This is a genomic window from Pandoraea anhela, from assembly GCF_902459655.1.
Lineage (GTDB): Bacteria > Pseudomonadota > Gammaproteobacteria > Burkholderiales > Burkholderiaceae > Pandoraea > Pandoraea anhela.
This window is the reverse complement of the sequence record NZ_CABPSB010000034.1, coordinates 15,035-39,961: the sequence shown is the minus strand read 5'-3', so window position 1 is coordinate 39,961 and position 24,927 is coordinate 15,035. Positions and strand designations below refer to the sequence as shown.

At 63.4% G+C, this 24,927-nt stretch carries 21 protein-coding genes and 2 tRNA genes; 12 read left to right on the top strand and 11 right to left on the bottom strand.

The window, feature by feature from the left end:
* Positions 1 to 738: 738 nt before the first annotated feature.
* Positions 739 to 3,552, top strand: a complete 2,814-nt coding sequence (locus tag PAN31108_RS25610; RefSeq protein ID WP_150671564.1) for a hypothetical protein — start codon at positions 739 to 741, stop codon at positions 3,550 to 3,552.
* A 56-nt stretch (positions 3,553 to 3,608) separates the two neighbouring features.
* Here PAN31108_RS25610 and rlmB read toward each other — a convergent pair whose 3' ends face one another.
* On the bottom strand, positions 3,609 to 4,382 hold the full coding sequence (rlmB, locus tag PAN31108_RS25605; RefSeq protein WP_150671563.1) for a 23S rRNA (guanosine(2251)-2'-O)-methyltransferase RlmB: 774 nt from the start codon (positions 4,380 to 4,382) through the stop codon (positions 3,609 to 3,611).
* Positions 4,383 to 4,762: 380 nt separating this feature from the next.
* Entirely contained in the window at positions 4,763 to 7,318 is a 2,556-nt protein-coding gene (gene rnr, locus PAN31108_RS25600) for a ribonuclease R (RefSeq protein WP_150671562.1), read from the bottom strand.
* A gap of 280 nt (positions 7,319 to 7,598) precedes the next feature.
* Here rnr and PAN31108_RS25595 point away from each other — a divergent pair.
* A tRNA-Leu gene (locus PAN31108_RS25595) sits at positions 7,599 to 7,683 on the top strand.
* A gap of 182 nt (positions 7,684 to 7,865) precedes the next feature.
* Here the strand turns inward: PAN31108_RS25595 and PAN31108_RS25590 are convergent.
* Positions 7,866 to 8,870, bottom strand: coding sequence for an aldo/keto reductase (locus PAN31108_RS25590; RefSeq protein WP_150671561.1), 1,005 nt, complete (start codon positions 8,868 to 8,870; stop codon positions 7,866 to 7,868).
* A gap of 135 nt (positions 8,871 to 9,005) precedes the next feature.
* Here PAN31108_RS25590 and PAN31108_RS25585 point away from each other — a divergent pair, with 135 nt between their 5' ends.
* The 9 genes from PAN31108_RS25585 to PAN31108_RS25545 all read left to right on the top strand — a co-directional run bounded on the left by PAN31108_RS25585 (position 9,006) and on the right by PAN31108_RS25545 (position 17,318).
* The gene (locus PAN31108_RS25585) at positions 9,006 to 9,920 is read left to right on the top strand and encodes a LysR substrate-binding domain-containing protein (RefSeq protein WP_150671560.1); all 915 of its coding nucleotides are present in this window, start codon (positions 9,006 to 9,008) and stop codon (positions 9,918 to 9,920) included.
* A 161-nt stretch (positions 9,921 to 10,081) separates the two neighbouring features.
* A tRNA-Leu gene (locus tag PAN31108_RS25580) sits at positions 10,082 to 10,166 on the top strand.
* 371 nt (positions 10,167 to 10,537) lie between these two features.
* Positions 10,538 to 11,656, top strand: coding sequence for an AraC family transcriptional regulator (locus PAN31108_RS25575; RefSeq protein ID WP_246184148.1), 1,119 nt, complete (start codon positions 10,538 to 10,540; stop codon positions 11,654 to 11,656).
* Between the two features lie 206 nt (positions 11,657 to 11,862).
* Positions 11,863 to 12,429 carry a carboxymuconolactone decarboxylase family protein gene (locus PAN31108_RS25570; RefSeq protein WP_150671559.1) on the top strand — a complete coding sequence of 189 codons (567 nt, stop codon included), beginning with the start codon at positions 11,863 to 11,865 and terminating at the stop codon, positions 12,427 to 12,429.
* Positions 12,426 to 13,565, top strand: coding sequence for an acyl-CoA dehydrogenase family protein (locus PAN31108_RS25565; protein ID WP_150671558.1), 1,140 nt, complete (start codon positions 12,426 to 12,428; stop codon positions 13,563 to 13,565). The genes PAN31108_RS25570 and PAN31108_RS25565 overlap by 4 nt, the downstream gene beginning before the upstream one ends.
* Positions 13,562 to 14,476 carry an ABC transporter ATP-binding protein gene (locus PAN31108_RS25560; protein ID WP_150671557.1) on the top strand — a complete coding sequence of 305 codons (915 nt, stop codon included), beginning with the start codon at positions 13,562 to 13,564 and terminating at the stop codon, positions 14,474 to 14,476. The genes PAN31108_RS25565 and PAN31108_RS25560 overlap by 4 nt, the downstream gene beginning before the upstream one ends.
* A gap of 35 nt (positions 14,477 to 14,511) precedes the next feature.
* The gene (locus PAN31108_RS25555) at positions 14,512 to 15,696 is read left to right on the top strand and encodes an ABC transporter substrate-binding protein (RefSeq protein ID WP_150671556.1); all 1,185 of its coding nucleotides are present in this window, start codon (positions 14,512 to 14,514) and stop codon (positions 15,694 to 15,696) included.
* A 16-nt stretch (positions 15,697 to 15,712) separates the two neighbouring features.
* Entirely contained in the window at positions 15,713 to 16,537 is an 825-nt protein-coding gene (locus PAN31108_RS25550; RefSeq protein ID WP_150671567.1) for an ABC transporter permease, read from the top strand.
* Positions 16,538 to 16,598: 61 nt separating this feature from the next.
* Positions 16,599 to 17,318: a pseudouridine synthase gene (locus PAN31108_RS25545; protein WP_150671566.1), complete on the top strand. Its 720-nt coding sequence runs from the start codon at positions 16,599 to 16,601 to the stop codon at positions 17,316 to 17,318.
* Positions 17,319 to 17,539: 221 nt separating this feature from the next.
* Here the strand turns inward: PAN31108_RS25545 and PAN31108_RS25540 are convergent, their stop codons facing one another.
* The 6 genes from PAN31108_RS25540 to PAN31108_RS25515 all read right to left on the bottom strand — a co-directional run bounded on the left by PAN31108_RS25540 (position 17,540) and on the right by PAN31108_RS25515 (position 22,610).
* Positions 17,540 to 18,412 (bottom strand): 23S rRNA (adenine(2030)-N(6))-methyltransferase RlmJ, encoded by an 873-nt coding sequence (locus tag PAN31108_RS25540; protein WP_150671555.1) that lies wholly within the window; start codon positions 18,410 to 18,412, stop codon positions 17,540 to 17,542.
* Positions 18,412 to 19,074, bottom strand: coding sequence for a DNA-3-methyladenine glycosylase I (locus tag PAN31108_RS25535; RefSeq protein ID WP_150671554.1), 663 nt, complete (start codon positions 19,072 to 19,074; stop codon positions 18,412 to 18,414). Before PAN31108_RS25535 ends, PAN31108_RS25540 begins: the two co-directional genes overlap by 1 nt.
* A 204-nt stretch (positions 19,075 to 19,278) precedes the next feature.
* Positions 19,279 to 20,040 carry an SDR family NAD(P)-dependent oxidoreductase gene (locus tag PAN31108_RS25530; RefSeq protein WP_150671553.1) on the bottom strand — a complete coding sequence of 254 codons (762 nt, stop codon included), beginning with the start codon at positions 20,038 to 20,040 and terminating at the stop codon, positions 19,279 to 19,281.
* Between the two features lie 160 nt (positions 20,041 to 20,200).
* Positions 20,201 to 21,061: a fumarylacetoacetate hydrolase family protein gene (locus PAN31108_RS25525; protein ID WP_150671552.1), complete on the bottom strand. Its 861-nt coding sequence runs from the start codon at positions 21,059 to 21,061 to the stop codon at positions 20,201 to 20,203.
* A gap of 19 nt (positions 21,062 to 21,080) precedes the next feature.
* The gene (locus tag PAN31108_RS25520) at positions 21,081 to 21,836 is read right to left on the bottom strand and encodes an SDR family oxidoreductase (protein WP_150671551.1); all 756 of its coding nucleotides are present in this window, start codon (positions 21,834 to 21,836) and stop codon (positions 21,081 to 21,083) included.
* A 72-nt stretch (positions 21,837 to 21,908) separates the two neighbouring features.
* The gene (locus tag PAN31108_RS25515; protein WP_150671550.1) at positions 21,909 to 22,610 is read right to left on the bottom strand and encodes a FadR/GntR family transcriptional regulator; all 702 of its coding nucleotides are present in this window, start codon (positions 22,608 to 22,610) and stop codon (positions 21,909 to 21,911) included.
* A gap of 375 nt (positions 22,611 to 22,985) precedes the next feature.
* Between PAN31108_RS25515 and PAN31108_RS25510 the strand changes: the two genes are divergently transcribed.
* Positions 22,986 to 24,068, top strand: coding sequence for a calcium:cation antiporter (locus PAN31108_RS25510; protein WP_150671549.1), 1,083 nt, complete (start codon positions 22,986 to 22,988; stop codon positions 24,066 to 24,068).
* 170 nt (positions 24,069 to 24,238) lie between these two features.
* Here PAN31108_RS25510 and PAN31108_RS25505 read toward each other — a convergent pair whose 3' ends face one another.
* Both PAN31108_RS25505 and PAN31108_RS25500 read right to left on the bottom strand, forming a co-directional pair.
* Complete coding sequence (locus PAN31108_RS25505; protein WP_150671548.1) at positions 24,239 to 24,445, bottom strand: hypothetical protein; 207 nt, start codon at positions 24,443 to 24,445, stop codon at positions 24,239 to 24,241.
* Positions 24,446 to 24,580: 135 nt separating this feature from the next.
* Positions 24,581 to 24,835 (bottom strand): hypothetical protein, encoded by a 255-nt coding sequence (locus PAN31108_RS25500; RefSeq protein WP_150671547.1) that lies wholly within the window; start codon positions 24,833 to 24,835, stop codon positions 24,581 to 24,583.
* Positions 24,836 to 24,927 lie beyond the last annotated feature (92 nt).

The following is a 24,927-nucleotide window of genomic DNA, read 5'->3' as shown; positions in this document are numbered from 1 at the left end:
TGGGCTGAGTCCTGTGCAGTACAGAACCCAGCCCTTAACCGCATAACTTTCCCGTCCAACTTTACGGGGTCAGTTCAGAACCGCTCGCAACACTCATGTCACGCTCACTCTCTCCGACGCGCCGTACTTGTTTCGGCTTACGACGCAAAACTTGTCGGGCCGACCGGTATGGGCGTCGCACGGAACATCATGATCCATTCGACATCGACCTCTGCCGCCCCCCTTGCCCCGTCGACACAGCACGCCGCCCCTCACGAATCTCACGAATCTCACGAATCTCACGAAACTCGCGAAACTCGCGAGCCCTACAAGCCGAAACGCCAATGGAGCAAGAGTTGTGAATTCCTCCACGAGTCACCGTCCAGGCCGCTGCGCGAGCATTGGTCGGCGATATCGCTCAGACCGATATCCCAGTCGCCCTCGCTGCCCGATCTGGTTCGGCGAAGCGCCCATGCCAGCCATCGCAGCGCAACGCTGACATCGACGTATGCCGACACGGGGCTTCGACACGGCATCCGAGAGTTTTCGAGGTCGGCGGGTACGGCGTCGGGCGAAAAGATGACATTGCACTACTGCGTGAACGTCAAGCCAGAAGGACACCATCCGCCAGCGCCGCCAACGACTCACGCGCAAGCACGAACGCCATCGCCCGACCGCAGTCCCTCCCTGGCTTCCGAACTGACCGCATTGACGTCGACGACGCTCGATTCCCCTCCTTCGGTTCCTTCCATTGCGTCAATGGCTGCAACGGAAATTCTGCCGAACGAAGCGAGCCAGCCCCCCGACCACCTCGAACCCGAGGCGCTTTTGCAACTGGCGTCCGACATACGAACGTTCCTGACGCAAACCCGTATCGGCGGCATCGGCGTCCATGCCACGACGGCCCGCGAATTCTCGACGCCGTATATTTCCGGCTACCCGACCGATTTCGCGGCGATGAGTTGTCCGCGCAGCTTCTATCCGACCGTGATTGCCAACAGAAAGGCGCTCGATCTAAACGCTCCCGACCTGCAACCGGTCGAAAAGGTAACGATCGACATGGACGACCTCGGCCTGGATGAACTCGGCATCGATCCCCCCGTGCCGGAGGCATACCCGAGCGTCGCACCGCACACGCGCGAGATCGTTCCGAAGCTCTATCAAGCGCTGCTGGGGGAGGAGGCCGTGTTTCAAACCGACGGCAAGTGGAACATCGCAACGCCGTCGGGGGTGATCGAAATGCAATCCCGCCTTCAGATCGATAACCTCATGGTCGTGGTGTTTTGCACCGAGACCACCACATTCGTCTACTTTGCGCAGGACGTCGACCCGCATCGCGCGAGTGCGCCGCAATTGCACATCGACCGACGGGTGGGGTCCGGAGATACGGTCCGCCTCGGCGAGCTCACGATCGTCAACGCCCGGCGCCGGTATTCCAGGCTATATCCCGAAGCGGCAGGGCGCTCCGCGTTCGCCCGAGCCCCCGAGACGGCGCACACCCTCGCGCCGGCGACCAAAAGCGCGGAAGAGGTAATTGCCGCCGCCATCCGGCGAGACATCGAAAACAGCAAGATTTGCACGCGCCTGCACGTCAACCGTCTGGTCGACGTGGAAAACTCGAGCGCCAACTTTCTGTTGCCGCTACGCGCCATCACGGATCGTGCCATCGACTTCGTCTTTCTGAGAGATTCCGGCGTGCGCGTCGCCAACAGCCCGCTTTCCCCGATCCGCGGGCTTCAGGCGTTAGCGGTCGTGACCAACGAGTTGCGGGACAAGCTCATGCTCGGACAATCCGCGAGCCTGAAGTTGATTTCGCGAAAATTGCTGGAACCGGAAATCGTCACGACGCTGGCCAAAGGCATTCAGTTTCTCAACAGCGACACGAAGACCACGGCAGCGTTATTCAGAAAAACCACGACCAACTACCTCCGACTGCTCGCTGTCCTCATGAGCGATGGCGTGGTGGAGCAACTCGCCGTGTGGAACATGCTGAAGTCCAGGGAGGGTCAGCACCTCACATCCATGCTCGGCAGAGAAGCCGGATACGACTTGCCGCTGGGGCGCGCCATGATGGGTCTGCTCGACGAATTCTCCGATCAGCACGCGCTTCTCTCCAGCATACGAAGCACACTGATCACGTCGAAAACCTCGCGCCGCGACGGCTTCCTGAGGGAACTGAACCGGCACTTGAAACGAGGGGCGCCCTACGCCGCCATCCTCAAGATCGAACTCGAAAGCAAACAGTATGCGTGTCCCACGGCGTCGTTAAATGCGAGTGCCAACTATTTCGAGAGCATCCACAATCACGATTTCCAGCTACGAGACAAGCTCACGAGAAAAGACCGCATGCGCCACGCCGTGCAGCACGAGGCACTTGGCAGTATCCTCGACACGCTTCGCATGGACCTCAGCACAGAAGCGTTCATCGCCATGGCGACGAACAATCTCGGCGCCGAGTTGCTCAGGGATATGCCGACGATTCCCCTCAGTGAGCAACGAAGCTATCGGGGGCTGGTTTTCTCCGCCGTGGAAAATGCCTGGCAAAAGGTGCTTCCCAGCGACAGCCCCCCTTCCCGGGTGATGCAATCCGTCCTCAGCAAAGTCGGGCCGCAAATCGGACGTGAGATAGCCGCCGCGCGCAAACCTCGCCGCGATCACATCGTCGAAAACGCGCGGGACAACTTCGCGAAATTCCTGCGCGATCATCCCGACGCCACGCAAAACGAGGTGGTGAGCAAGCGTTTGCAAATACGCCGCGACGCCATGGCCGAATACACCGGGCTTATTCGATCGAACGGCAAGACGCTCGATCGTTCGGCACAGTCGCTGATCGCCCACGGGAGCGAGGACGCGTCGAACAATGCCGCGATGCTCAAGCATCAGCGTCATGTCGCCGCCGCGACTGCCGCGGCTGCCATGACTGTCACGACGCATGCCGGGCAAACTGGTCGCCGCGAGGCCGAAGATTGCGCGTTGCCCACGTCTCAGGCATCGACGCTCAGAGATGCGGCCTTCCAGGCTCAGGCGATTCGCGAGGCAGGCCAGCGCGAGGCCATCCGCCGAGCGTTCTCATCGCCACCGGCCATCGCGCTCACGGTTGCCGCCTTCGGCACGCAGGCGACGCATGACGCGAGCCGTCGCGAGGCCATCGATCACGCGTTCCAAGCGTCGCAGGAAATGGCGCGCAGGGAAGCGGCCTCGCGTAATCAGGCCGCGTTGAACAAGGCCGGCATATTCTGGCGGATCGCCAGCGACACGAGCAATACGCTGCGCAACGCGGAGAAGGCCATCAAAAGCGTCGCGTCGCGACATCAGCAAAAGCCGTCGCGCGAACCGCGAACGCAGCAAGGCAGCGCCCTGAGCCGATCGAGGCTCCCCCGCGCTGCCTCGACGAATTCGTTGTCGTCGCTCTGCTCCGTGACCTCGGCGGAGGTCGACGCCGTGCTGAACGAAGTGCTGGGCCCGGGCTTCGATGCGATACCGACCCTGCCCGACGTGCCCGATTGTCCCGTGGGCGGCGGCCACCCCGCTCAACGGTCGAGCGAGGGCTGGGGACCATCGGCGTTCAAGTGAGTCCGGCGGCGAAGGCGGCCACCGAAGGGATCGCCGTGGGCGATCGCTTCGGCCGTCTACTTGCCGCCCTTCGCTGCCGCGGTGCGCTGACGCACAGCCTCGTACAGACAAACGGCGCTCGCCACGGAGACGTTCAGGCTTTCGCAGCCACCGGCCATCGGGATGCTCATGCGTTCATCGCAGGTCTCGCCGACGAGCCGGCGCATCCCCTCGCCTTCCGCGCCCATGACGATCGCCATCGGGCCGGTGAGCTTCGTGCCGTAGATGTCGGCGGGTGCGTCGTCGGACGTGCCCACAACCCAGATACCGCGATCCTTGAGATCGCGAAGCGTGCGCGCGAGATTCGTCACCATGATGTACGGCACCGTCTCGGCCGCGCCGCTGGCGACCTTGGCGACGGTCGCATTCAGGCCGACGGCACGGTCTTTCGGCGCGATCACGGCGTGGGCGCCTGCGCCGTCTGCCACACGCAGGCAAGCGCCGAGGTTGTGCGGGTCGGTCACGCCGTCGAGCACGAGCAACAGCGGATCGCCCGAAATGCCGTCGAGCAACTCGTCGAGGTTGAGCGCCAGCGACACTTCCTGCGCCTGTGCCACCACCCCCTGGTGACGCGACGATCCGGCCATCCCGTCAAGACGCTTGCCGTCGGCCTGAATCACCTTGATCTTGACGCCCGGTGCGTTCTTGAACGACTCCACTGCCTTGAGGAAGTCCGTCATGCGGCGGTCGCGCCGGCTCGGGTCGTAATAGATCTCTTCGATGCTCGTCGCATCGTGACGCAGGCGGGCGGTCACGGCATGAAAGCCGAACAGCATTTTCAATTTACTCATTTCGCATCCTCAAAATAGCGTGTGCCGTCGGGGCAAGACGGGCATGGGCCGGACCAACGGCGCATGGCGATCAGGCATCGGCACGAAGCCGGACCGAAAGCGTGCGGACCGAAAGCGTGTCCGAAGCAGCCCGGCGTCCGTTCGGTGGCGGCTCGACAGCGATCCCTCGGCAGGATCACGGCGATCTCTCACGACGATCGCTCACAACGCCCGTCGCCCAAAGCACGGCGGCGGCGGGAGCCCGCAAGGGCCACCGCCGCCGCCATTCATCGCGGGTACCGAATGCCGGTCATTGACGGCAAAGGCGCCCATATTACTGCAAACCGCTCGTCGCGCTGCGATGTTCGGGGGCACCGATCGTCGCCAACGCGTCGTTGCCGTTACCGGCGCGGTTTCTTCGCCGGACCGCCGGGGCCGCCCGGACGTTTCGCCGGCGCTTTCCCGCCGGAGCGCTTGGCGGGCGCAGCACCGCGTTCGGCGCGGGCCGCTTTCACCTTCGCAGACTTCGGCTTGGCCGCGCGCTTGCCGGCCGGGGCCGGTTGCACACCGTTGAGCAGCGCGCCGCCCTTGGGCAATTGGCGAATCGTCGGGCCGGGGCTCGCCGAGCCGGCCACGCCGGGCGTGCCGGCCGCCGGCGACGGCGCAGGTGCGCCACCACGCTCGCTGCGTCCGGACGTCTTCGCCAGCGAGCGGGCGTTCGGTTCGCGCACGAGACGGAAGTCGATCTTGCGGGCGTCCAGATCCACGCGGCTCACCTGCACGCGCACGCGATCGGTCAGACGGTAACGAATGCCGGTGCGCTCACCGCGCAGTTCGTGGCGCACTTCATCGAACTGGAAGTAATCGCTGCCGAGTTCCGTCACGTGCACGAGGCCCTCGATGAAGAGGTCGTCGAGTTGCACGAAAACACCGAATGACGTGACGGCGCTCACCGTACCGCCATACTCTTCGCCGAGCTTGTCGCGCATGAAGTAGCACTTGAGCCAGGCTTCCACGTCGCGGGACGCTTCGTCGGCGCGCCGTTCGTTGGCGGAACAATGCAGGCCGAGTTCGTCCCAGATCGCGTCGCGCTTTCTCGCGGCCGGCGACTTCTTTTGCTTTGCCGCGTCGTCGTCCTTCTGAAGCTTGCGGGCGTGAGGCGAGAGGCCCGTGGTCAGTTCGACGCCATCGGGAATTTCCGGCTCGTACTTCTTGCCCGCGAGAATCGCCTTGATCGCGCGATGCGTGAGCAGGTCGGGATAGCGGCGAATCGGACTCGTGAAGTGCGTGTAGGCCGGATAGGCGAGACCGAAGTGGCCGATGTTGTCCGGACTGTAGACGGCTTGCTGCATCGAGCGCAGCAGCATCGTCTGGAGCATGGGGGCATCGGGGCGCGACTCGATCTGCGTCATCAGTTCCGAATAATCGGACGTGGCCGGTTCGTCCCCGCCGCCGAGCGAGAGCCCGAGCGTTTTGAGGAAGGTGCGCAGCACCTGCAGACGCTCGCCCGAGGGGCCGGCGTGGATGCGGTAGAGGCCGGGTTGCTTGTGACGCTTGAGGAAGTCGGCGGCGCACACGTTGGCCGTGAGCATGCATTCCTCGATGAGACGGTGCGCGTCGTTACGCGTGCGCGGCAGGATCTGTTCGATCTTGCCCTGGGCGTTACAGACAATGTACGTCTCTGTCGAATCGAACTCGATGGCGCCGCGCGACTTGCGCGCCTTGGCGAGCACCTTGTACAGGTCGTACAGATTCTGGAGGTGCGGCAGCAAGGTGGCGCGACGTTGCGCCTCAGCGCCCTTGGTGTTGCCGAGCACGGCCGCGACTTCCGTGTACGTCAGGCGAGCGGCGGAGTGGATGACCGCCGGGTAGAACTGATAGGCCTTTACTTCGCCGTTCGGCGCGATAAGGGCGTCGCACACGAGGACACAGCGATCGACGTCGGGGTTCAGCGAGCACAGGCCGTTCGAGAGCTTTTCCGGGAGCATCGGAATGACGCGTCGCGGGAAGTACACCGAGGTGCTGCGCGTGAGGGCGTCGGCATCGAGCGGGCCGCCGGGCGCAACGTAGTGCGACACGTCGGCAATGGCGACGATCAGGCGGTAGCCGTTGCTGCGGCCGACCTTGGCGGGTTCGCAGTAGACGGCGTCGTCGAAGTCGCGGGCGTCTTCCCCGTCGATGGTCACGAGCGGGACGTCGCGCAGATCGATACGATGGCGCAGGTCGGGGGCGCGGACTTCGTCGGGGAGTGCGCCGGCGGCGGCGAGCGCTTCGGCGGAGAACTGATGCGGCACGCCGTATTTGCGCACGGCGATCTCGATTTCCATGCCGGGGTCGTCGATATCGCCGAGGACTTCCGAGACGCGGCCGATGGGCTGGCTGTAGCGGCTGGGGTAATCGGTGAGTTCGACGGAGACGACCTGCCCGACCTTGGCTTTCCCTTGCGCGCGAGGCGGGATGAGAATGTCGTGGCCGATGCGTTTGTCTTCGGGCGCGACGATCATGACGCCGTTCTCGTTGAGGAGACGGCCGATAACGTGGGTATTGGCGCGGCTGACGACCTCGACGATATGGCCTTCCGGACGACCGCGGCGGTCGTAGCCGGCGATACGCAGGAGCACGCGATCGTTGTGCATGACCTTCTTCATCTCCTCGTTCGGGAGGAAGAGGTCATCGCCGTCGTCGTCGCGCACGGCAAAGCCGTAGCCGTCGCGGTGGCCGATGACACGGCCCGCGATGAAATTCGAGGGGTGGGTCAGTTGGTAATATCCGCGGCGGTCGAGGCGGATCTGGTCATCGCGCTCCATCGCGGCGAGGCGCTTGAAGAAGCCTTCACGCTCCTGCTTTTTGATGGCGAGGGCTTCGGCGATATCGTTGGCGGACAGCGCGGAGTCGGCGGTGCGCAGGACACCGAGGATTTCTTCGCGGCTCGGGATCGGATAGGGATATTTGCTCAAAGGTCGGTAGCGTTACTGTGCCGGTTGAGTCCGGCCGAGTGGCGCACCATGCGCCCGACGGTCCGTGGAGTGGCAAGATGCGCGCGGAGCGGCGTCTTGCAGTCAGGGACAATCATACGGCAAACCTCATGAAAACTGCCACCTGTGCGGAATTTGAGCGTGGCGGTCGGGGTGCGCGAGGGAAAAGAAAATTTTTTGCACAAATTTGTTGACACTCCCGCGTGACCTCCGCATAATCTCACTTCTTCGCAGCGAGCCGGCAACACAGCAAGCTGACGATGCCCAGATGGCGGAATTGGTAGACGCACTAGTTTCAGGTACTAGCGGGTAACACCGTGGAGGTTCGAGTCCTCTTCTGGGCACCAAAAAATACGAAAAGCCGATGATCGAAAGATCATCGGCTTTTTTCATGCCTGCCCGGATTGCCATGTGCCAATATCCATGACCCAGCGACTCGAAAGGCATCGCTTGCCAGCGATGCCGGGGTCAAGGAATGCGCCCGGCGCATCCGGCGACGAAATCTCGCCCTCCGACCGGTTATTGCGATTTATTGCGCAGCCGTATCGCGCAAGCGCGGCGCCATGAATTCCGGGCCAATAGGCGAAGTCACGTATTGCGCCAGAATCGCATCGATATCGGCCAGATCCTGTGCGGAGAGTTTCCAGCCGAAGGCATCGTGCACGCCGTCGAGTTGGTCCGGTCGACGCGCGCCCCAGAGGGCAATCGTCGGCCCCTGATCGAGGACCCAGCGAATGGCGAGTGCGAGTACCGATTTGCCGTGACGCGTGTGGGCGAGCGCTTTCAATGCATCGACGGCGGCGAGATACTGGGCGAATCGGGGCGCCTGAAACTTCGGGTCCGACTTGCGCAGATCGTCGCCGTCGAACGTCGTCGCGACATTCATGCGACCGGAAAGCAGGCCGCGGCAGAGCGCGCCGTAGGCCAGAACGACAAGCTTCTCGCGCTTCGCATAAGGCAGCACATCTGCTTCGATTGCACGCTCGAAAACGTTATACGGCGGCTGAATCGTCGCCAGCGGGGCGGCACGACGGAACACATCCATTTGCGCCGGCGAGAAATTACTGACACCGATTGCACGAATTTTCCCGGCTTCGCGAAGTTTTTCAATTACTGCGGCAGTTTCATCAAATGGAACAAGCGTATCCGGCCAATGAATCTGATAAAGATCGATGTAATCCGTGCGTAAGCGACGAAGCGAATCCTCAACTTCTTTTTGAATTCGCGCGGGCGTCGAATTACGGCGAATACCATTCTCCCCCCATTCAAGAGCAACCTTGGTTGCAATCACAGCTTTTTCACGTATTCCTGCTAAAGCGCGGCCGACAATTTCCTCCGAGTGACCGAAGCCGTAGACCGGTGCGGTATCGATCAGGTTGATGCCGCGCTCCACTGCGCTGCGGATCGTGGCGACAGAGGCTGCGTCGTCTGCACCACCCCACATGGCGCCGCCGATTGCCCAGGTACCGAGGCCGACACGACTGACCGGCGTATCAATACTGAGAATGTGTAGCGTTTCTGTCACGGCGCTCATGGCGGCTCTCCAGAATCAAAAGGAAATCTGTAAAATTTACCTCATAAAAAATTGAATATTGTTCAACGGGCGCTTAATTCGTTGAGCTTGTCGGGTGTTTTTGGTTTTTGTTGCTTGATACTTGTTGGGAAATACATGCCTGCCTTCACTCGCGGCGAGCTTGCCGATTTGAACGTTTTTGTCACCATCTGCCGCCGGCAGAGTTTCCGCGAGGCCGCCACAGAGCTGGGCGTGACGACCTCTGCGCTCAGTCATGCGATGCGCAATCTCGAGGCGCGTCTGGGGGTGAAACTTCTCAATCGCACGAGTCGCTCCGTGTCGCCGACAGCGGCGGGATCGGCCCTGGCAAAGGAATTGGAACAGGGCCTTGAGCAGATTGCATCTGCCATCGGCGCGCTGGACCGATACCGTGCGTCGCCGGCCGGGCGCTTGCGTTTGAACGTTCCACGCGATGCGGCGCGTTTGTTGCTCGACCCGATCCTGCCCCGCTTCGTGTCGTCCTATCCGGACATCGAACTGGACGTGACCGTCGACGACCGGATGCTCGACATCGTGGCAGAGGGGTTCGACGCAGGCATGCGCTATGGCGACACGGTGCCGGGCGACATGATCGCAACCCCGCTCACGCCAGCGCTCAAGTGGATCGTGGTGGCGTCGCCCGCATACCTTGCGCGGCATGGCCGCCCGAAGGTGCCGCAGGATCTGATGTCGCACAATTGCATCCGCATGCGTCTGGGCGACAACACGCTGTACAAGTGGGAACTGGGTAACGGTCCGACGGCCGTCGAGCTGGACGTGCCGGGGGCGCTGAGCATCAACGAGAGCGATGGCGTCATCGCGGCGGCACTGGGCGGTTTGGGATTGGGCTACGTATTGGAGCGCAATGTCTCGGAAGAGTTGGCCAATGGCACGTTGGAGGCGGTGCTGACGGAGTGGTCGGTGGACGGTCCGCCCTTGTCGATGTACTACCCGAGCCGGCGTCAGACGTTGCCGGGGCTGCGCCATTTGATCGATATGATTCGATCCGAGCATATGGGGCGGTCGGCGTGATGGAATGATGGCGTGATTGGGGGGATGTGTATGGCGAGGGCCTCGGGCTGGATGTGTGAAAGATTTTTGAATTTTTTCACATCCCTCTGTTGACAGCCCCGACCCTCCTCGGCATAATCTCACTTCTTCGCAGCAAGCCAGCAACACAGCAAGCTGACGATGCCCAGATGGCGGAATTGGTAGACGCACTAGTTTCAGGTACTAGCGGGTAACACCGTGGAGGTTCGAGTCCTCTTCTGGGCACCAAAAAATACGAAAAGCCGATGATCGAAAGATCATCGGCTTTTTTCATGCCTGCCCGGATTGCCATGTGCCAATATCCATGACCCAGCGACTCGAAAGGCATCGCTCGCCGGCGATGCCGGGTCGCAAAACATCACCGCAATCGGGCCCGCTCGGCACCTGACGCGCACCATGGCAAAGGGGGAACGACCAACAACCGCCTTATCCGAGGGTTTCCTCAAGCAGCCCCGCCCTTCCCCAGCAGCCCAAGGCATCAACATCCCGCGCCGCCGTAATAAGCATCCAACGAAAAAATAGTTGCCCTCGTGAATGTCGGTGGGGAGGATGAGTGCTTTGCTCGGAAAAGCGTGAGCGTGCGAAGGGGTTTGCGGGAAATGATGCGAGAGAATCAAAGCGCCCAGGGCGATGTGGCGGCGACGGGAAACGTCGCGTCGGATTCGCTCGCCCATTGCGCAGACCATCCCGACCGGGTCGCGGACTGGTTGCTGGCGGGGCTTGAACTCAAGAGCACGTTATTTCACGTCGGCGAATACTGCGGCATGTATCAGGCGTCGACGGCGGGGCATCAGCGCGCGAGTTTTCACGTGGTGCTCGACGGCGGCTGCTACTTGCATGTCGGCGCCGATTCGGGCCGTGCGGCGCAAACCGTTGCGCTGAATGCCGGCGACGCCGTCTTCCTGTTGTCGGACGTACCTCACGCGTTGACGCCTTTCGCAACACCGCCGACCGACCTCACCGCGCGCGCCGGCGCCATGACGCCCCTGCCGCCCGAACCGCATCATCCGTCCAGCGAGGCAAACGGCGTCGCACTCGCCTGCGGCTTCTTTGAATTCAGCACCGATCTGGACGCATTGGTCCTCGGCATGTTGCCGAATCCGATCGTCGCGCGGCGCGACAGCGGGCGCCTGGAAGGCATGTCGCAGATCTTCACGCTGATTCAGGCGGAAGCGCGTCGTCCGGGCGACAGCCCGTCTCCACTGCTCGCCCGGCTGACCGACCTGCTTTTCTACTATGCGCTGCGCGAGGCCGTGCACGCCGAAGACGTCGCGCCCGGCATGTGGCGCCTGATGCGCCGCGACGCCTTCGGCCGTCTTGCGGCCGCCATCATCGAGTCGCCTGCGGAGCGTTGGACGACGGAGCGCATGGCCGGTTTCGTACACATGTCGCGGGCGCGTTTCTGCAAACAGTTTGCGGAAATCGGCGGGCAGCCGCCGGCGCAGTTCGTCACGCTGGTGCGGATGAAAACGGCCGCCGCGCTGCTGCGCGCCGGCGTCTCCTTACCCGATGCCGCCGAACACGTCGGCTACCAATCGGAATCCGCCTTTGCGCAAGCCTTTAAACGCGTGACGGGCATGCAGCCCGGGGCATGGCGTCGCCAGGCAGTCAATGCCGCCCCCCAAGCCACGCAGCCCACGCAGCCCACTCCGGGCGCTCGTGGAACTCAGGGCGCTCGGGCCGACGCTTCGGCACCCGCATCGTATCCCCTGCACTAGCACACGCCCCCCCGCCCGGCGCTTCATCTGCCCGGGAGAAAAGCGCATCGGCGGGAGGAACACGTGCCCTGTCGCGCACGGCGCATCGGACGCCGGCGATGCTCGATGAGACAAATCCGCAGAATTTCCAGACGGGCGCGCATTGAGCGTCGGGGCCGACTTGCGCACAATAGGCACTCGACCGTAAGACGCCACAGGAGCCTGATATGAGCCGACTGCCACTGCATACCCTTGAAACCGCCCCTGAGGCGAGCCGCCCGTTTCTGGAAAAGTCGCTTGCCGCGAACGGCTTCCTGCCGAATCTGGTCGCGTCGCTCGCCAATGCGCCCACCGCCCTCGAAACCTATCTGACCGTCGGCGCCATTAACTGCCGCACCAGTCTGACGCTCGCCGAACGCGAAGTCGTGCAGATTACGGCGGCGGGCATTCACGGCTGCGGATTCTGCGTCGCCGGCCACACGGCGGTGGCGCTCAAGAAAGCGCAATTGCCCGAGGCGCTCGTCAACGAAATCCGCGATCAGGACACGTTGTCCGATGCCAAGCTGGATGCCGTCGCCGTCTTCACACGCGCGGTAATCGCAACGCGCGGTGCGGTCTCGGACGCCGAACTCGCCGCCTTCAAATCCGTTGGCTTCGACGACGCTGCGGCCCTGGAAGTGGTGCTGGGCGTGTCGCTGGCCACGCTGTGCAACTTTGCGAACAATCTCTCGCAAAACGAACTAAACCCGCAACTGGCGGCCTACCGCTGGGAACCGAAGGTGCAAGCGGCATGAGCGCCCAGGCCACCCTGCGCGGACTTGCCGCCCGAGCCCCTGCGCTCGCGGCATGGCTCGACGCCCATGCCGAGACGCTGGATACGGACGCCAAACTCAGTGGCGATGTCGTGCCGCAACTGGCCAGCGCCGGCCTGCTGCGCATTGGCGTACCCGTTGAACTCGGCGGGACCGGCGGCATGATCGGCGATGCGATCGACAACGTTGCCGACGTGGCCGAACACTCGTTTGCAGCGGCCTTCGTGCTCTGGGGACAGCGCACGTTCATCGAATACCTGCTGCAAAGCCCGAACCGGAGTTTGCGCGACCGATGGCTCCCTGCGCTGCTCTGCGGCGAAATCGCGGGAGCGACCGGCCTGTCGAACGCGATGAAGTATCTGTCCGCGATCGAACCGCTGCAAATTCGTGCGACCGAAGCGCCGGCGAGCGCCGGCCGCGACGGCACGCGGGCGTGGCGGATCAACGGCGGTCTGCCGTGGATCACGAATTTGCGCAAGCAGGGGTTCGTCGCAGCGGCAGCCGTCGATCACGAAGCCGGCGGTCCGCCGTCGATTTTCGCCATCGCCCATCATGCACCGGGCGTGACGCGCAGCGACGATCTCGATCTGATCGGATTGCGTGGCACGAACACTGCGGCACTGCAAATGCTCGACACGCCGCTCACCGACGACGACCGCATCACCGACAACGCGCCAGCCTGGCTGGTGCGCGTGCGCCCCGCTTTCCTGGGCCTGCAATGCGGCATGTCGCTGGGACTGGCGAGGCGCAGTCTGGCAGGCACGCACGACAGCGGACCGGGTGCGCGCGCCGCCGTTGCCGACGACGTTGCCGCACTGACCGAACAACTTGATACACTCACGACGCGCCTGAAAAACGGTGTTGCACAAGGCGACTTCGTGGACACGCCCGCGAGTCTGTTCACGCTGCGCATTGCGCTGGCGGAACTGGTTCACGATGCGGCCACGCTGGAGGTGCAGACCGGCGGCGGACGCGGTTATCTGCGCGGCCTGTCAGGCGTGGCGCGTCGTCAGCGCGAAGCGGCCTTCGTGCCCATCGTCACGCCGAGCCTCGTGCAGTTGAAGAACCAACTGGCCGCACAGCGTGCGCAACAACTCAAACTCGGAACGGTTTCATGACCCCATCCACGGCGACGCAACGCGCGCACCCCGACACGTTCATCGCCGCCGCGCGCGAGGGCGCCTCGCGCGCTTCGTCATTGGATTCCCCGGTCGATTCTCCTCTCGATGCGCGTTTCGATGCACCTTTCGGCCCCCCTTTCATCACGCTGCGCGATATCGGCTTGTCCTACGGCGAGCGCGCCATCCTGCGAGGCGTCGACCTCTCGGTAGCACCGGGCGAACTCGTATCCGTGCTCGGACCGAGCGGCTCAGGCAAGTCGACCCTCCTGCGCATTGCCGCCGGACTGCTCGCGCCGAGCGACGGAAGCGTCTGCGTCGAGGGTACGCCGCTCACCGGCCCCCGGCCCGACATCGCCCTCGCGTTTCAGGATCCGTGCCTGCTGCCGTGGCTGTCGGTGGAGCGCAACGTCGCGTTCGGGCTCACGTTTGCGCGACAACCGAAGCTCTCGCGTGACGTGCGACGCGCCCGTATCGATGCCGCACTCGCTGAAGTCGGCCTCGCCCACGCCCATCATCTGCATCCGCGTCAGCTCTCGGGCGGCATGGCGCAGCGTGTCGCGCTTGCCCGTTGCCTTGCCCGCCAGCCACGTGCGCTGCTTCTCGACGAACCGTTCGGCGCACTCGATGAAGTCACGCGCGCCGACATGCAACGTCTTCTGGTAACGGTCGTGCGCGACACCGGCGCCGCTACCGTGCTCGTTACCCACGATATCGACGAAGCGCTGCTCGTCTCCGACCGGATCGTGCTGCTCGGCAATCAGGGACGCACCCTCGCGCAATGGCGAATCGATGTACCCTCGCCACGCGAAGCGCAGGTGGAAGCGCTTGGCGTGCTGCGCATCGAGATTCTGCAAGCCTTGCAACTCGCGATGTCGCGCGACACGACCACGACTCACCCAACACGATAGGTCTTAGCGACCAAACTTACGGGGACTCCCAGACCATGTGCCAAATTTCCCGCCGCGAATGGCTCAAACTCGCTTCGATGATGACCGTTGCAGGGGCTGCGCCGCTCCTGGCGTCGGCCGCTGCGCGCGCTGCCGCCGAGCCGGATGCACCGTTGCGCATCGGTTATTTGCCGATTACCGACGCCACGCCGCTCCTCGTGGCCCATCACAACGGCTATTTCGAACAGGCGGGCATCAAGGCCGAAAAGCCGACGCTGCTGCGCAGTTGGGCGCAACTGATCGAAGCGTTTCTGTCGGGGCAGGTCAACGTCGTTCATCTGCTCTCGCCGATGACGGTCTGGGCGCGTTACGGCAGTCAGGCTCAGGCCAAAGTCGTCGCGTGGAATCACGTCAACGGCAGCGCGATCACGGTCACGAACGACATCAACAAAGTCGGCGATCTCGGCGGCAAGACCGTGGCCGTGCCGTTCTGGTACTCGATTCACAACGTTGTGTTGCAAGGCTTGCTGGCCGCCAATGGCCTGACGCCGGTGCTCAAGAAAAACGGCGCGCCCGCAGCCAACGAAGTCAATCTGATCGTAATGGCGCCTTCGGACATGCCGCCGGCGCTCGCGGCCAAACAGATCGCAGGCTACATCGTGGCCGAGCCGTTCAATGCGGCGGCGGAAAACCTGAAGGTCGGCAAAGTGTTGCGCTTCACGGGAGACGTCTGGAAGAACCATGCGTGCTGCGTCGTGACCATGCATGAGCGTGATCTGGCCTCGCGTCCGGAGTGGTCGCAGAAGGTCGTCGACGCGATCGTCAAGGCGCAGGCCTGGACACGCGCTCACCCCGGAGATGCGGCCCGTCTGCTGTCGAAAGAAGGCGAAAACCGCTACACGCCGCATCCGTTGCAGGTGCTGCAACGCGTACTGGCCCCGGAGCCGTCGGAGCAAGGTCGCTATCTGGCGGACAAGGCGATCGTGCACGCCGATTGGCACGAAAAGCGCATCGACTTCCAGCCGTATCCGTATCCGAGCTACACCGAGGCGCTGGTGCGTCATATGCAAAAGACTCAGGTCGAGGGCAACGCCCAGTTTCTCGCCAAGCTCGATCCGGCGTTCGTGGCACGCGATCTCGTCGACGACCGCTTCGTCAAGAAGAGCATCGCCGCTGTCGGCGGTATGAAAGCCTTCGGGCTGCCTGAGGGCTTCACGCGTCAGGAGGTGATCGTTGTCTGATCTCGCGTCCGACCGCGTGCGACATCCGGTTGCCGAAGACGTCAGCGCCGCACCGCAGACGGCGGGCGCGGCAAGCGCGCGTCCTGCGCGGCGCGCATGGTTGGGGCTGGCAGGGCTCGCCGGCATCGTGGCGATCTGGTGGCTGGGCATCGCGCTTTTCACGACTTCCGGGTCGCTCGCGTCGCAATTCTCGCCCGCTGCGGCACTGAGCGCCCTGCCGGATCTCGTTCGCGACGAACAACTCGGCCTGCATGTTCTCGCAAGCTTGCGACGCATCGCCGTCGGCCTCGTCTGGGCCATCGTGCTGGGTGTGCCGCTTGGTTTTCTGATCGGACGCATTCGCTGGCTCGACAAGGCGCTGACGCCGTCGTTGCAGTTCCTGCGCATGGTGTCGCCGCTGTCGTGGATGCCGATCGCCGTGATGTCGCTCGGCGTGGGCGATCCTGCGGTGTACTTCTTGCTGGCGTTCGCTGCGCTATGGCCGCTGGTGATGAGTACGGCGGCGGGGGTCACGCACATCGACCGGCGTTGGGTGCAACTGGGCGAGAGTCTGGCGGCAACGCGCCGGGAAATGCTCTGGCACGTCTACGTCCCCGGCATTGCGGCGCATGTGCTCACTGGCGTGCGTCTGGCGATCGGCATTCTCTGGATCGTACTCGTGCCGGCGGAAATGCTGGGCGTGAACGCCGGGCTGGGCTATCTGATTCTCGATACGCGTGATCGTCTGGCCTATTCGGAACTGACCGCCGTCATTCTTGTGATCGGGGTACTGGGCTTCGCTCTCGACTGGGCGGCGCGGTGCATCTACCACCGCTTCAGCGGTGCCGCGCAGGAAACGTAAGTCGCGCCGGCGGGCCGCTACAATAGCGGCCTACCCCCCGATGCCTGACGGAGAACGCATCATCGAGCTCGAACGTTTACTGCAATCGCAGGGCTTTGGCAGTCGCAAGATGTGCCGCAAGCTCATTCAATCCGGCGCTTTCGCCATCGACGGCGTCGTGCACGATAATCCTCGCGAATCGATCGACCCGACGGGTCTTCAATTCACGCTCGACGGTGAGACGTGGGATTACCGTGAGCACGTCTACATTCTCCTCAACAAACCGGAAGGCTTCGAGTGCTCCACGAGCCCGACGCATCATGAGGGCGTGCATTCGTTGTTGCCGCTGCCGCTGGCCGTGCGCGGCGTACAACCGGCCGGCCGCCTCGACCAGGACACGACCGGTATGCTGCTGCTCTCCGACGACGGTCCATTCCTGCACGCGATGATGTCGCCCCGTCGCCACGTGCCGAAACGCTATATCGCAACGACGAAACATCCGGTGACAGAAGCCATGTTGGAAGCGTTACGCCAAGGTGTACTTCTGCGCGATGAAACCGAACCGCTCGCAGCAACGGACGTCATGAGCCCGTCACCTCACGAAATCGCGCTGACGATCACGCAGGGCAAATACCATCAGGTCAAGCGCATGGTCGCCGCTGCCGGCAATCGAGTGGAAGGTCTGGTGCGAACCGCCATTGGCGGATTGCCGATGGGGAATCTGGAACTCGGTGAATGGCGCTATCTGTCGCCTGACGAACTGCTGTCACTGCCGTACGAAATCCCGCAAACCGGCAAGTGATCCAAACGCCCGCAAGGCGTTGCGAAGCATCGCCTTCGGTGCGCCGCCGCCCGCAAATCGGACGACCGACGATTGTCCGGCGATCATGCGGCAATCCCGCGCGGCGCACGCGCCCCCCGGAATCATTGGAATCACCGGAATCACCGGAATCACCATGAGCACGATGACCGCCCTGCCCCACGACGCCTGCGCACATCCAGGTCTCGTGGTGCCGCGCTGGCTCAGCTCTGCTTCCCTTCGAGCAGGAACTTCGCGCCCTTGTCCTGACCGAGCGCATTGACGAGATACGGCATCGTCGTCTTCAGCGTGTCTTGCAGCATGTAAGGCGGGTTCACAATGAACATGCCGCTGCCATGCAAGCCCATACCGCCCGGCACCGGGTTGCAAACCGTGAGCGCCACATGCAACCAGTTCTTGATCGGCTTTTCGTCGATCGTGAGCCGCTTCATGCGCTCGGGCAACTGCGCCGCCTCACGACGCTGCACCAGCGGATACCACACGGCATACATCCCCGTCGGGAAGCGATCGAGACCTTCTTGCACCGTCTGCGTCGTTCGCGTGTAGTCGCGCTTGTCCTCGTAGGAGGGATCGATAAGCGTGAAGGCACGGCGCGGCGCGGGCGGCAGAATCGTCTTGAGGCCGGCAAAACCGTCGGCGCCGAAAATCATCGTGCGGCGCGCCACCGCCCGCCCCTGCGCCTCGAAGTTCTCGCGCAACACGTCCTGCTCGGTCGGGTGCGCCTCGAACAACCGCAGTCGATCGCGGTCGCCCAGCAGTTGCAGGGCAAAGTAAGGCGAGCCGGGGTAGTAGCTCAGTTTGCCGTCCGGATTGAACTCGCGCACCAGTGCGACATAGTCTGCCAGCGCCGGCGGCAGATCGTGCCGCGTCCACAGCCGACCGATACCGGTTTCATACTCGCCGGTCTTGTCGGCCCATTTGCCTTCGAGCGAATAGCCGCCAGCCCCCGCATGCGTATCGATGTACCAGAACGCCGTGTCTTTCTGGCGCATGTAATCGATACATTCGACGGCGATGAAGTGTTTGAGTACGTCGGCATGGTTGCCGGCGTGGAAGGCATGGCGGTAGCTGAACATTAGGCAGATCCTGATTCGTCAGGCCGAATTGTAGCCGACGACGCCCCCGCACGGCGTTTGCGCGTGAGCGCCACGCCGGCTTTCGCCTCGTTTGCGGCGAGCGCCTTCACCGCCTTATGACGCGGACATGCCACCAGATGGTCGTTCACCATGCCCGCCGCCTGCATGAACGAGTAGCAGATCGTCGAGCCGACGAAGGTAAAACCGGCCTTCTTGAGCGCTTTGCTCATGGCGTCCGAGGCAGCCGACGTGGCAGGCACCTCGCTCAGCGACGTCCAGCGATTCTGCATCGTCTCGCCGCCGACGAACTGCCAGACGAAGTCGCTGAAACGCGTGCCCGACGCCTCCATGGCGAGGTAGGCGCGCGCGCCCTTGATCACGCCGTTGATCTTCAGACGGTTGCGCACGATTCCCGGATCGGCCATCAGACGCGCCTCGTCCTCAGGACCGTACTTCGCAATTCGCGCCGGATCGAAGTTGTCGAACGCCTTTCGGTAGGTGTCGCGCTTTTTCAGGATCGTGGACCACGACAGTCCGGCCTGCGCGCCTTCGAGCATCAGCAATTCGAACAACTCGCGCGAGTCGCGCAAAGGCACGCCCCACTCCTGATCGTGATACTGACGGTATTGTTCGAAGCCTTCGCTCCACGGACAGCGTTCCATTTGCCCCTCGATAATTTTGCCCGCACGCCCATGTGGCGCACGTAAACAGATGAATGGGGCAAGTGTGCCAGCAATTGCGGGAGACGCGAACCCGTAAAGCGTCTTCCCGGGCGATATTGGGCGCTCAGGCGATATCTGTTTCGGAATCGTCCGACTACCGGGCCTAGGGGGCGACGAGATACGAGAATCGCAAGACGGCCACCGTCAGACCATCAATTGCCCGCCGTTGACTTCAATGATCTGCCCGGTCACGTAGCTGGCCAGCGTCTCGGACGCGAGATAAAGAAACGCCCCCGAGCACTCGTCCGGCTCGCCCAGTCGCCCCATCGGAATGCTCTGACGGAACGCGTCGATCTGCGCCTGCGTGCTGAATTGCTCGTGGAACGGCGTCATGATCACGCCCGGCGACACGGCGTTCACGCGAATACGATCCGCCATCAACTCCTTGGCCATGCCGCGCGTGAGCGTGCTCACGAACCCCTTGGCGGCCGCGTAAATCAGCGCGCCCGGCCCACCGCCGTGACGCGCCGCAATCGACGTGACATTGACGATGGCCCCGCCACCCTGCTTGCGCATCGCAGGCACGACCGCACGCGAGAAGGCCACCACCGAGCGCGCGTTGACGTTGAGCACCTCGTCGAAGTAGGCATCGGTCACGTCGGTAAACGGCGTGCGCGCCACGAGGCTGCCGGCGTTATTGATCAGCACGTCGATACGGCCGAAACCGTCGAGCACATGGGCCACGGCGGCATCGATCGCACCGGTGTCCTGCACGTCGGCAGCCACCGTCATGGCCTTCACGCCCAACGCGCGCACCGCCTCGGCAACGATTTCGGCGTTGTCCGCCGAACGGTTGTAGTGCACTGCCACGTTCGCGCCATGCGCCGCGAACGCCCTGGCCGCCGCAGCACCGATACCGGTGCTCGCGCCCGTAATCAGAACGAATTTACCTTTGAGGTCTTCCATGATGCGTCCGGTTTCCGGTCAGATCGTTGACGAGAACGCGTGGCATGGCGTCGGTTGTGCCGGTTGTGCGCTCAAGCCACGCCCATGTGACGGGCGGCAGCATGCTGCCGCCCGTCAAACGTCAACGTACAGGAGGGATGGGAAAAAGCCCCCGGCGTGCTCAGTCGAGCAGGCGCGCGTCGTAGGCGTGGACTTCCTGCGTCTGCTCGCCAAGGCCGTCGATGCCCAGTCGCATGACGTCGCCCGGCTTGAGGAACACCGGCGGCTTATGGCCGAGGCCCACGCCCGGCGGCGTCCCCGTCGTTACCAGATCGCCCGGCTTGAGCGTGGTGAACTGGCTCAGGTAATGCACCAGATAAGCGATGCTGAAAATCATCTTCGACGTATTGCCCGTCTGACGTCGCACGCCATTCACATCGAGCCACAGACCGAGTTGCTGCGGATCGCGAATCTCGTCCGCAGTCACCAGCCACGGGCCGACCGGGCCGAACGTATCGAAGCCCTTGCCCTTGTCCCACGTGCCGCCCCGCTCGATCTGGTACTCGCGCTCGGACACGTCGTTGACCACGCAATAACCGGCGACGTAGTCGAGTGCACGCTCCAGCGGCACATAACGCGCCGTGGTGCCGATCACGAAGCCCAGTTCGACTTCCCAATCGCCTTTGACGGAATCTTTGGGCAGCACCACCGGGTCGTTCGGGCCGCTCAGGCAGTTGTCCCACTTGGTGAACAGCACCGGCTCGGCCGGCACAGCGAGTCCCGCTTCGGCGGCGTGATCGCTGTAGTTCAGGCCGACGGCGAGAAACTTGCCTAGCCCCGAGAACGGCACACCGAGGCGCCCCGGCGACGCCACAACGGGCAACGCGTTCACGTCGAGCGCCCGCAGCGCCGCCAGCCCTTGCGGACTCAGCGTTTCCGGGGTGATGTCGGCGAGCACGTTGGAGAGGTCACGCACCTGGCCCTGTGCATCGAGCAGGCCCGGTTTTTCCTGGCCCTTCGGGCCGTAACGCAGCAGTTTCAAAGCATTTCTCCTTGCGAAATCAATTGGACCAACCGCCGTCGATCAAATGAATGGCGCCGGTGGTAAACGAGGATTCGTCCGAACCCAGATAGACGGCGAGTGCCGCAATTTCTTCGGGCGTGCCCACACGCCCCATCGGCTGACGCGCGACGAACTGGTCTCGCACCGCCGTCAGACTCGTGCCGGACGCATCCGCCTGCGTTGCGATCCGCTGACGCAGTGAAGGCGACTCGACCGTGCCGGGGCAGATGGCGTTGCAGCGAATGCCGCGTGCGACGAAATCGGCCGCGACCGACTTCGTCAGACCGATTACCGCCGCCTTGCTCGTGCCATAGACACAGCGGTTGGCCACGCCCTTCACGCTGGACGCCGCCGACGACATGTTGATGATCGCCCCACCGCCGGCGGCGAGCATGGCCGGCAGAAAGGCCCGTGTCGTGCGATACATGCTCTTCACGTTCAGATCGAACGAAAAATCCCAGGCAGCCTCATCGCACTCGAGAATCGAGCCGTGATGCACGAAGCCCGCGCAATTGAACAGCACGTCGATCGCGCCGAGTTCGCCTGCGAGCGCATTCACGGCAGCACCATCGGTTACATCGAGCGGACGTCGCACCAGATTGGCGTGCTCGTCCAGTTGCGCGAGCGCGTCGGCGTTCAGATCCGTCGCGATCACGCGCGCGCCTTCGCGCAAGTAGGCTTCGACGCAGGCGCGTCCGATGCCTTGCGCCGCAGCAGTCATGACGGCGGTTTTGCCCGCCAGCCGGCCATTCATGGATGTCTCCTCGTGAGCCTGTGGGTACGTTGGGAGGATGTCGCGTGCTTCGGTGAGTGCCGACGCGACGATTCAGTCGGGCGCCACCGACGCCGCATACGCATCGCGTACACGACACAGGTGCCGTCGCATGGCCTGCGCGGCCCGCTCGGCGTCGTGCGCCCCAAGGGCGTCGAGAATCAGGCGATGATCTTGCAAGCTGCGCTCGAGCACGCCGTCCACCTGCGACGTCACGCCACGGCTCTTCTTGCCGAGCAGATAAAGACTGTTCGCGATGCTTTGCAGGAACGGGTTCTCGCAGGCGTCGATGATCGTCTCGTGAAAGACCATGTCCGCCGCCGCGAACGTCTCGGGGTTGCCCAGCAGCGCCTGCTCATCGTCGACGAGCGCATGCAGGCGGGCGATGTCCTCGTCGCTGATGTGCAGGGCCGCCAGCGCCGCAACGCCGGGTTCGATCACGAGACGCGCATCGAATAACGCCCCAAGCGTGCCCGCATTCAGTTCGATCACCATTTCCAGCGGTTCGAGCAATTCGCGCATTTCGAGCGAACCGACGAACGTGCCCTCCCCCTGCCGAATACGCAGCAATCCGAGCAACGCCAGTCCCCGGATCGCCTCCCGCACCGCCGGGCGGCCTACGCCGAGCATGGTGGCGAGGTCTCGCTCGGGCGGCAATTGCTGACCGGGCTTGAGCAAACCGGTACGGATCATCGTGAGCAAGCGCTGGGCGACTTGCTCGGAGACGGACACCTGCACGATGGGGTCGAAAGACATGGAGCATTCAGTGGTAAGACCAATGAACGATACGGTACGCCTGTCACCCACTGGATGTCAACGCCGAAAGGCGTATTTCACATAACCGATGAGCGCGCTTTCACAATTCGCCGTTCAATCCATGGAATTTCTCGATGGAATCGGACTCGGAGTCAAACGTGTGATCGCGCAAGATCGTTTGTCCATGCGCTTTTCGATAGACTGGCGGCGCGAAATACGTCTCGCGGCAAGTCAACGCCTTTCTGTTGTCGGGGTGTCACTTTTCTGCGACCATGACCCGTCGCCCCGAGGTTCTCATCGGGGTAATGTTCCCGCCGTCGCCTGATCTGTCGCACCCCGGCCGTACCCATTCCCCGAAATCTGGAGTCTCCGACGATGTCCTCCTCAAAGACCGCCAAGCTGGGCCACTGGACGATGTACATGCCAATCGTGGCCCTTATCGCACTCGGTGTCGCCGGGTTCCTGCCCAGCGGCGCATCGCTCACGCTCTGCGCCGTCGCACTCGCCGGCGCCGTGTTTTCCGCCGTGCATCACGCCGAAACGGTCGCTCACAAAGTCGGTGAGCCGTTCGGTACGCTGGTGCTCGCCGTCGCCGTGACGATCATCGAGGTGGCGCTGATCGTCTCGGTGATGCTTTCCGGCGGACCGGACAAGGCGGGACTCGCGCGCGATACCGTATTCGCTGCGATCATGATCGTCTCGACGGGCATTGTCGGGCTGTGTCTGCTGTTCGGCGGGGTTCGTCACCATACGCAAGGCTTTCACGTCGAAGGCGCGAGTGCCGCGCTGGCCGTGCTTTGCGCACTGTCGGTGCTCACGCTCGTGCTGCCGAACTACACGAGTTCGGTGCTCGGACCGGGCCTCACGGCCTCGCAACTCGCATTCGAGGGCATGATTTCGCTCGTGCTTTATATGGTTTTCGTGTTCGTGCAGACGGTGAGCCATCGCGACTACTTCCTCGCGAAAGCGCCCAGTGAAGAGGTGCACGTGCCGCCGCCGTCACGTCGTACGGCAGTGCTGAGTCTGGGGCTGCTGGTGGTGGCGCTGCTGGCCGTGGTCGGATTGGCGAAGAAGCTCTCGCCGGCCGTCGAACAGGCGGTGGCGGTCGCGGGCGCCCCGAAGGCGGTTGTCGGTATCGTGATCGCCGCGTTGGTGCTGTTGCCGGAAGGGCTGGCCGCGCTGCGTGCGGCACGGGCCAACAAGCTTCAGACGAGTCTGAATCTGGCGCTCGGCTCGGCGCTCGCCAGTATCGGCCTGACGATCCCCACCGTTGCCGCCGTCTCGTTGCTGCTCGGCCAGCATATCGAGCTCGGTCTCGGACCGAAAGAGACGGTGTTGTTGGCCGTCACGCTGCTCGTGGGCGTGATCACGCTGGGCACCGGTCGCACGACCGTGCTGCAAGGCGCCGTTCACCTCGTGCTGTTCGCCGCGTTCCTGTTCCTGGCGATCGTGCCCTAAGCGTCAGGGTGGAGTCAGGGTGGCGTGAGGGTGCTGTTAGGGCGGCATCCCCCCACGGATGAACGATCCGGGCCGGGCCTACGGGGGGCTTCTGCCCTGCCATCCCGCCCTCGGCACTTCCGCGCGAAGCGTTTTGGCGTTGCCGCAGGCGCTTTGGGTCAGACCTTCGGTCAGGCCTTGGACTTGTCCTGATCGGAGGCGTCGGCAGTGTCCTCGTCCTGAGTCGGCGCACCGAGCAGTGCACCCAGCAACTTGCTGCCGCCTGCGCTGCGCTTGCCTTGCGCGCCGACCTGCTTGCCCGTCGGCGGGCCGCGACGCACGCCGGCGCCGATCTTCAGGCCGCGACGCTTTTGAAGTTCAAATTTAGTCTGAGTCATGGTGCTGTCCGTAATACTTGGCTTCGGTAGCTGGCTGCATTAGCTGGCCGCATGAGTTGGCCGCATGAGCTGGCTGCATTCGCCCCGATCCGGCCGACGTTGGCCGAAATCGACCGGCGCGCGCGATGCTGCCGTTCAGGGTTCGATCCCGAGATCGCCTGCGGCCGCCAACGTCTTTGCCAGTGCGTGGGCGGCCTCCAGGGCATCGGTCGCCCAGCGGTACGCCTCGGGCGTCGTGTGGGTCAGCGGCGGGTCAAGCGTCTCGATGACATCGTCCACATCGCGCCATCCGGTAAAGTGCACCACCCCGTGGAACTGCCCATCCGGCGCAGGCGAGGTCTCCGCCCAGTAATAAAAGTCATCCGCCAGCAGGCAGCCTTCGAAACCCATAGCGATCTGTCGAGATCCCGTGAAAAGGCGGCATCGTAGCACGACGCATGACGAGCGGCATACCGTCGCTACGCAGTAGAATACTGCGGCAC

Bases quoted from the DNA above. Each gene is read 5' to 3' on its own strand.
- PAN31108_RS25575 (WP_246184148.1), top strand. From the start codon at position 10,538: ATGATGCGAGAGAATCAAAGCGCCCAGGGCGATGTGGCGGCGACGGGA.
- rlmB (WP_150671563.1), bottom strand. From the start codon at position 4,382: ATGAGTAAATTGAAAATGCTGTTCGGCTTTCATGCCGTGACCGCCCGC.
- PAN31108_RS25560 (WP_150671557.1), top strand. From the start codon at position 13,562: ATGACCCCATCCACGGCGACGCAACGCGCGCACCCCGACACGTTCATC.
- PAN31108_RS25535 (WP_150671554.1), bottom strand. From the start codon at position 19,074: ATGGAACGCTGTCCGTGGAGCGAAGGCTTCGAACAATACCGTCAGTAT.
- PAN31108_RS25565 (WP_150671558.1), top strand. From the start codon at position 12,426: ATGAGCGCCCAGGCCACCCTGCGCGGACTTGCCGCCCGAGCCCCTGCG.
- PAN31108_RS25510 (WP_150671549.1), top strand. From the start codon at position 22,986: ATGTCCTCCTCAAAGACCGCCAAGCTGGGCCACTGGACGATGTACATG.
- PAN31108_RS25500 (WP_150671547.1), bottom strand. From the start codon at position 24,835: ATGGGTTTCGAAGGCTGCCTGCTGGCGGATGACTTTTATTACTGGGCG.
- PAN31108_RS25590 (WP_150671561.1), bottom strand. From the start codon at position 8,870: ATGAGCGCCGTGACAGAAACGCTACACATTCTCAGTATTGATACGCCG.
- PAN31108_RS25585 (WP_150671560.1), top strand. From the start codon at position 9,006: ATGCCTGCCTTCACTCGCGGCGAGCTTGCCGATTTGAACGTTTTTGTC.
- PAN31108_RS25610 (WP_150671564.1), top strand. From the start codon at position 739: ATGGCTGCAACGGAAATTCTGCCGAACGAAGCGAGCCAGCCCCCCGAC.
- PAN31108_RS25570 (WP_150671559.1), top strand. From the start codon at position 11,863: ATGAGCCGACTGCCACTGCATACCCTTGAAACCGCCCCTGAGGCGAGC.
- PAN31108_RS25540 (WP_150671555.1), bottom strand. From the start codon at position 18,412: ATGTTCAGCTACCGCCATGCCTTCCACGCCGGCAACCATGCCGACGTA.
- PAN31108_RS25555 (WP_150671556.1), top strand. From the start codon at position 14,512: ATGTGCCAAATTTCCCGCCGCGAATGGCTCAAACTCGCTTCGATGATG.
- PAN31108_RS25530 (WP_150671553.1), bottom strand. From the start codon at position 20,040: ATGGAAGACCTCAAAGGTAAATTCGTTCTGATTACGGGCGCGAGCACC.
- PAN31108_RS25505 (WP_150671548.1), bottom strand. From the start codon at position 24,445: ATGACTCAGACTAAATTTGAACTTCAAAAGCGTCGCGGCCTGAAGATC.
- PAN31108_RS25515 (WP_150671550.1), bottom strand. From the start codon at position 22,610: ATGTCTTTCGACCCCATCGTGCAGGTGTCCGTCTCCGAGCAAGTCGCC.
- PAN31108_RS25520 (WP_150671551.1), bottom strand. From the start codon at position 21,836: ATGAATGGCCGGCTGGCGGGCAAAACCGCCGTCATGACTGCTGCGGCG.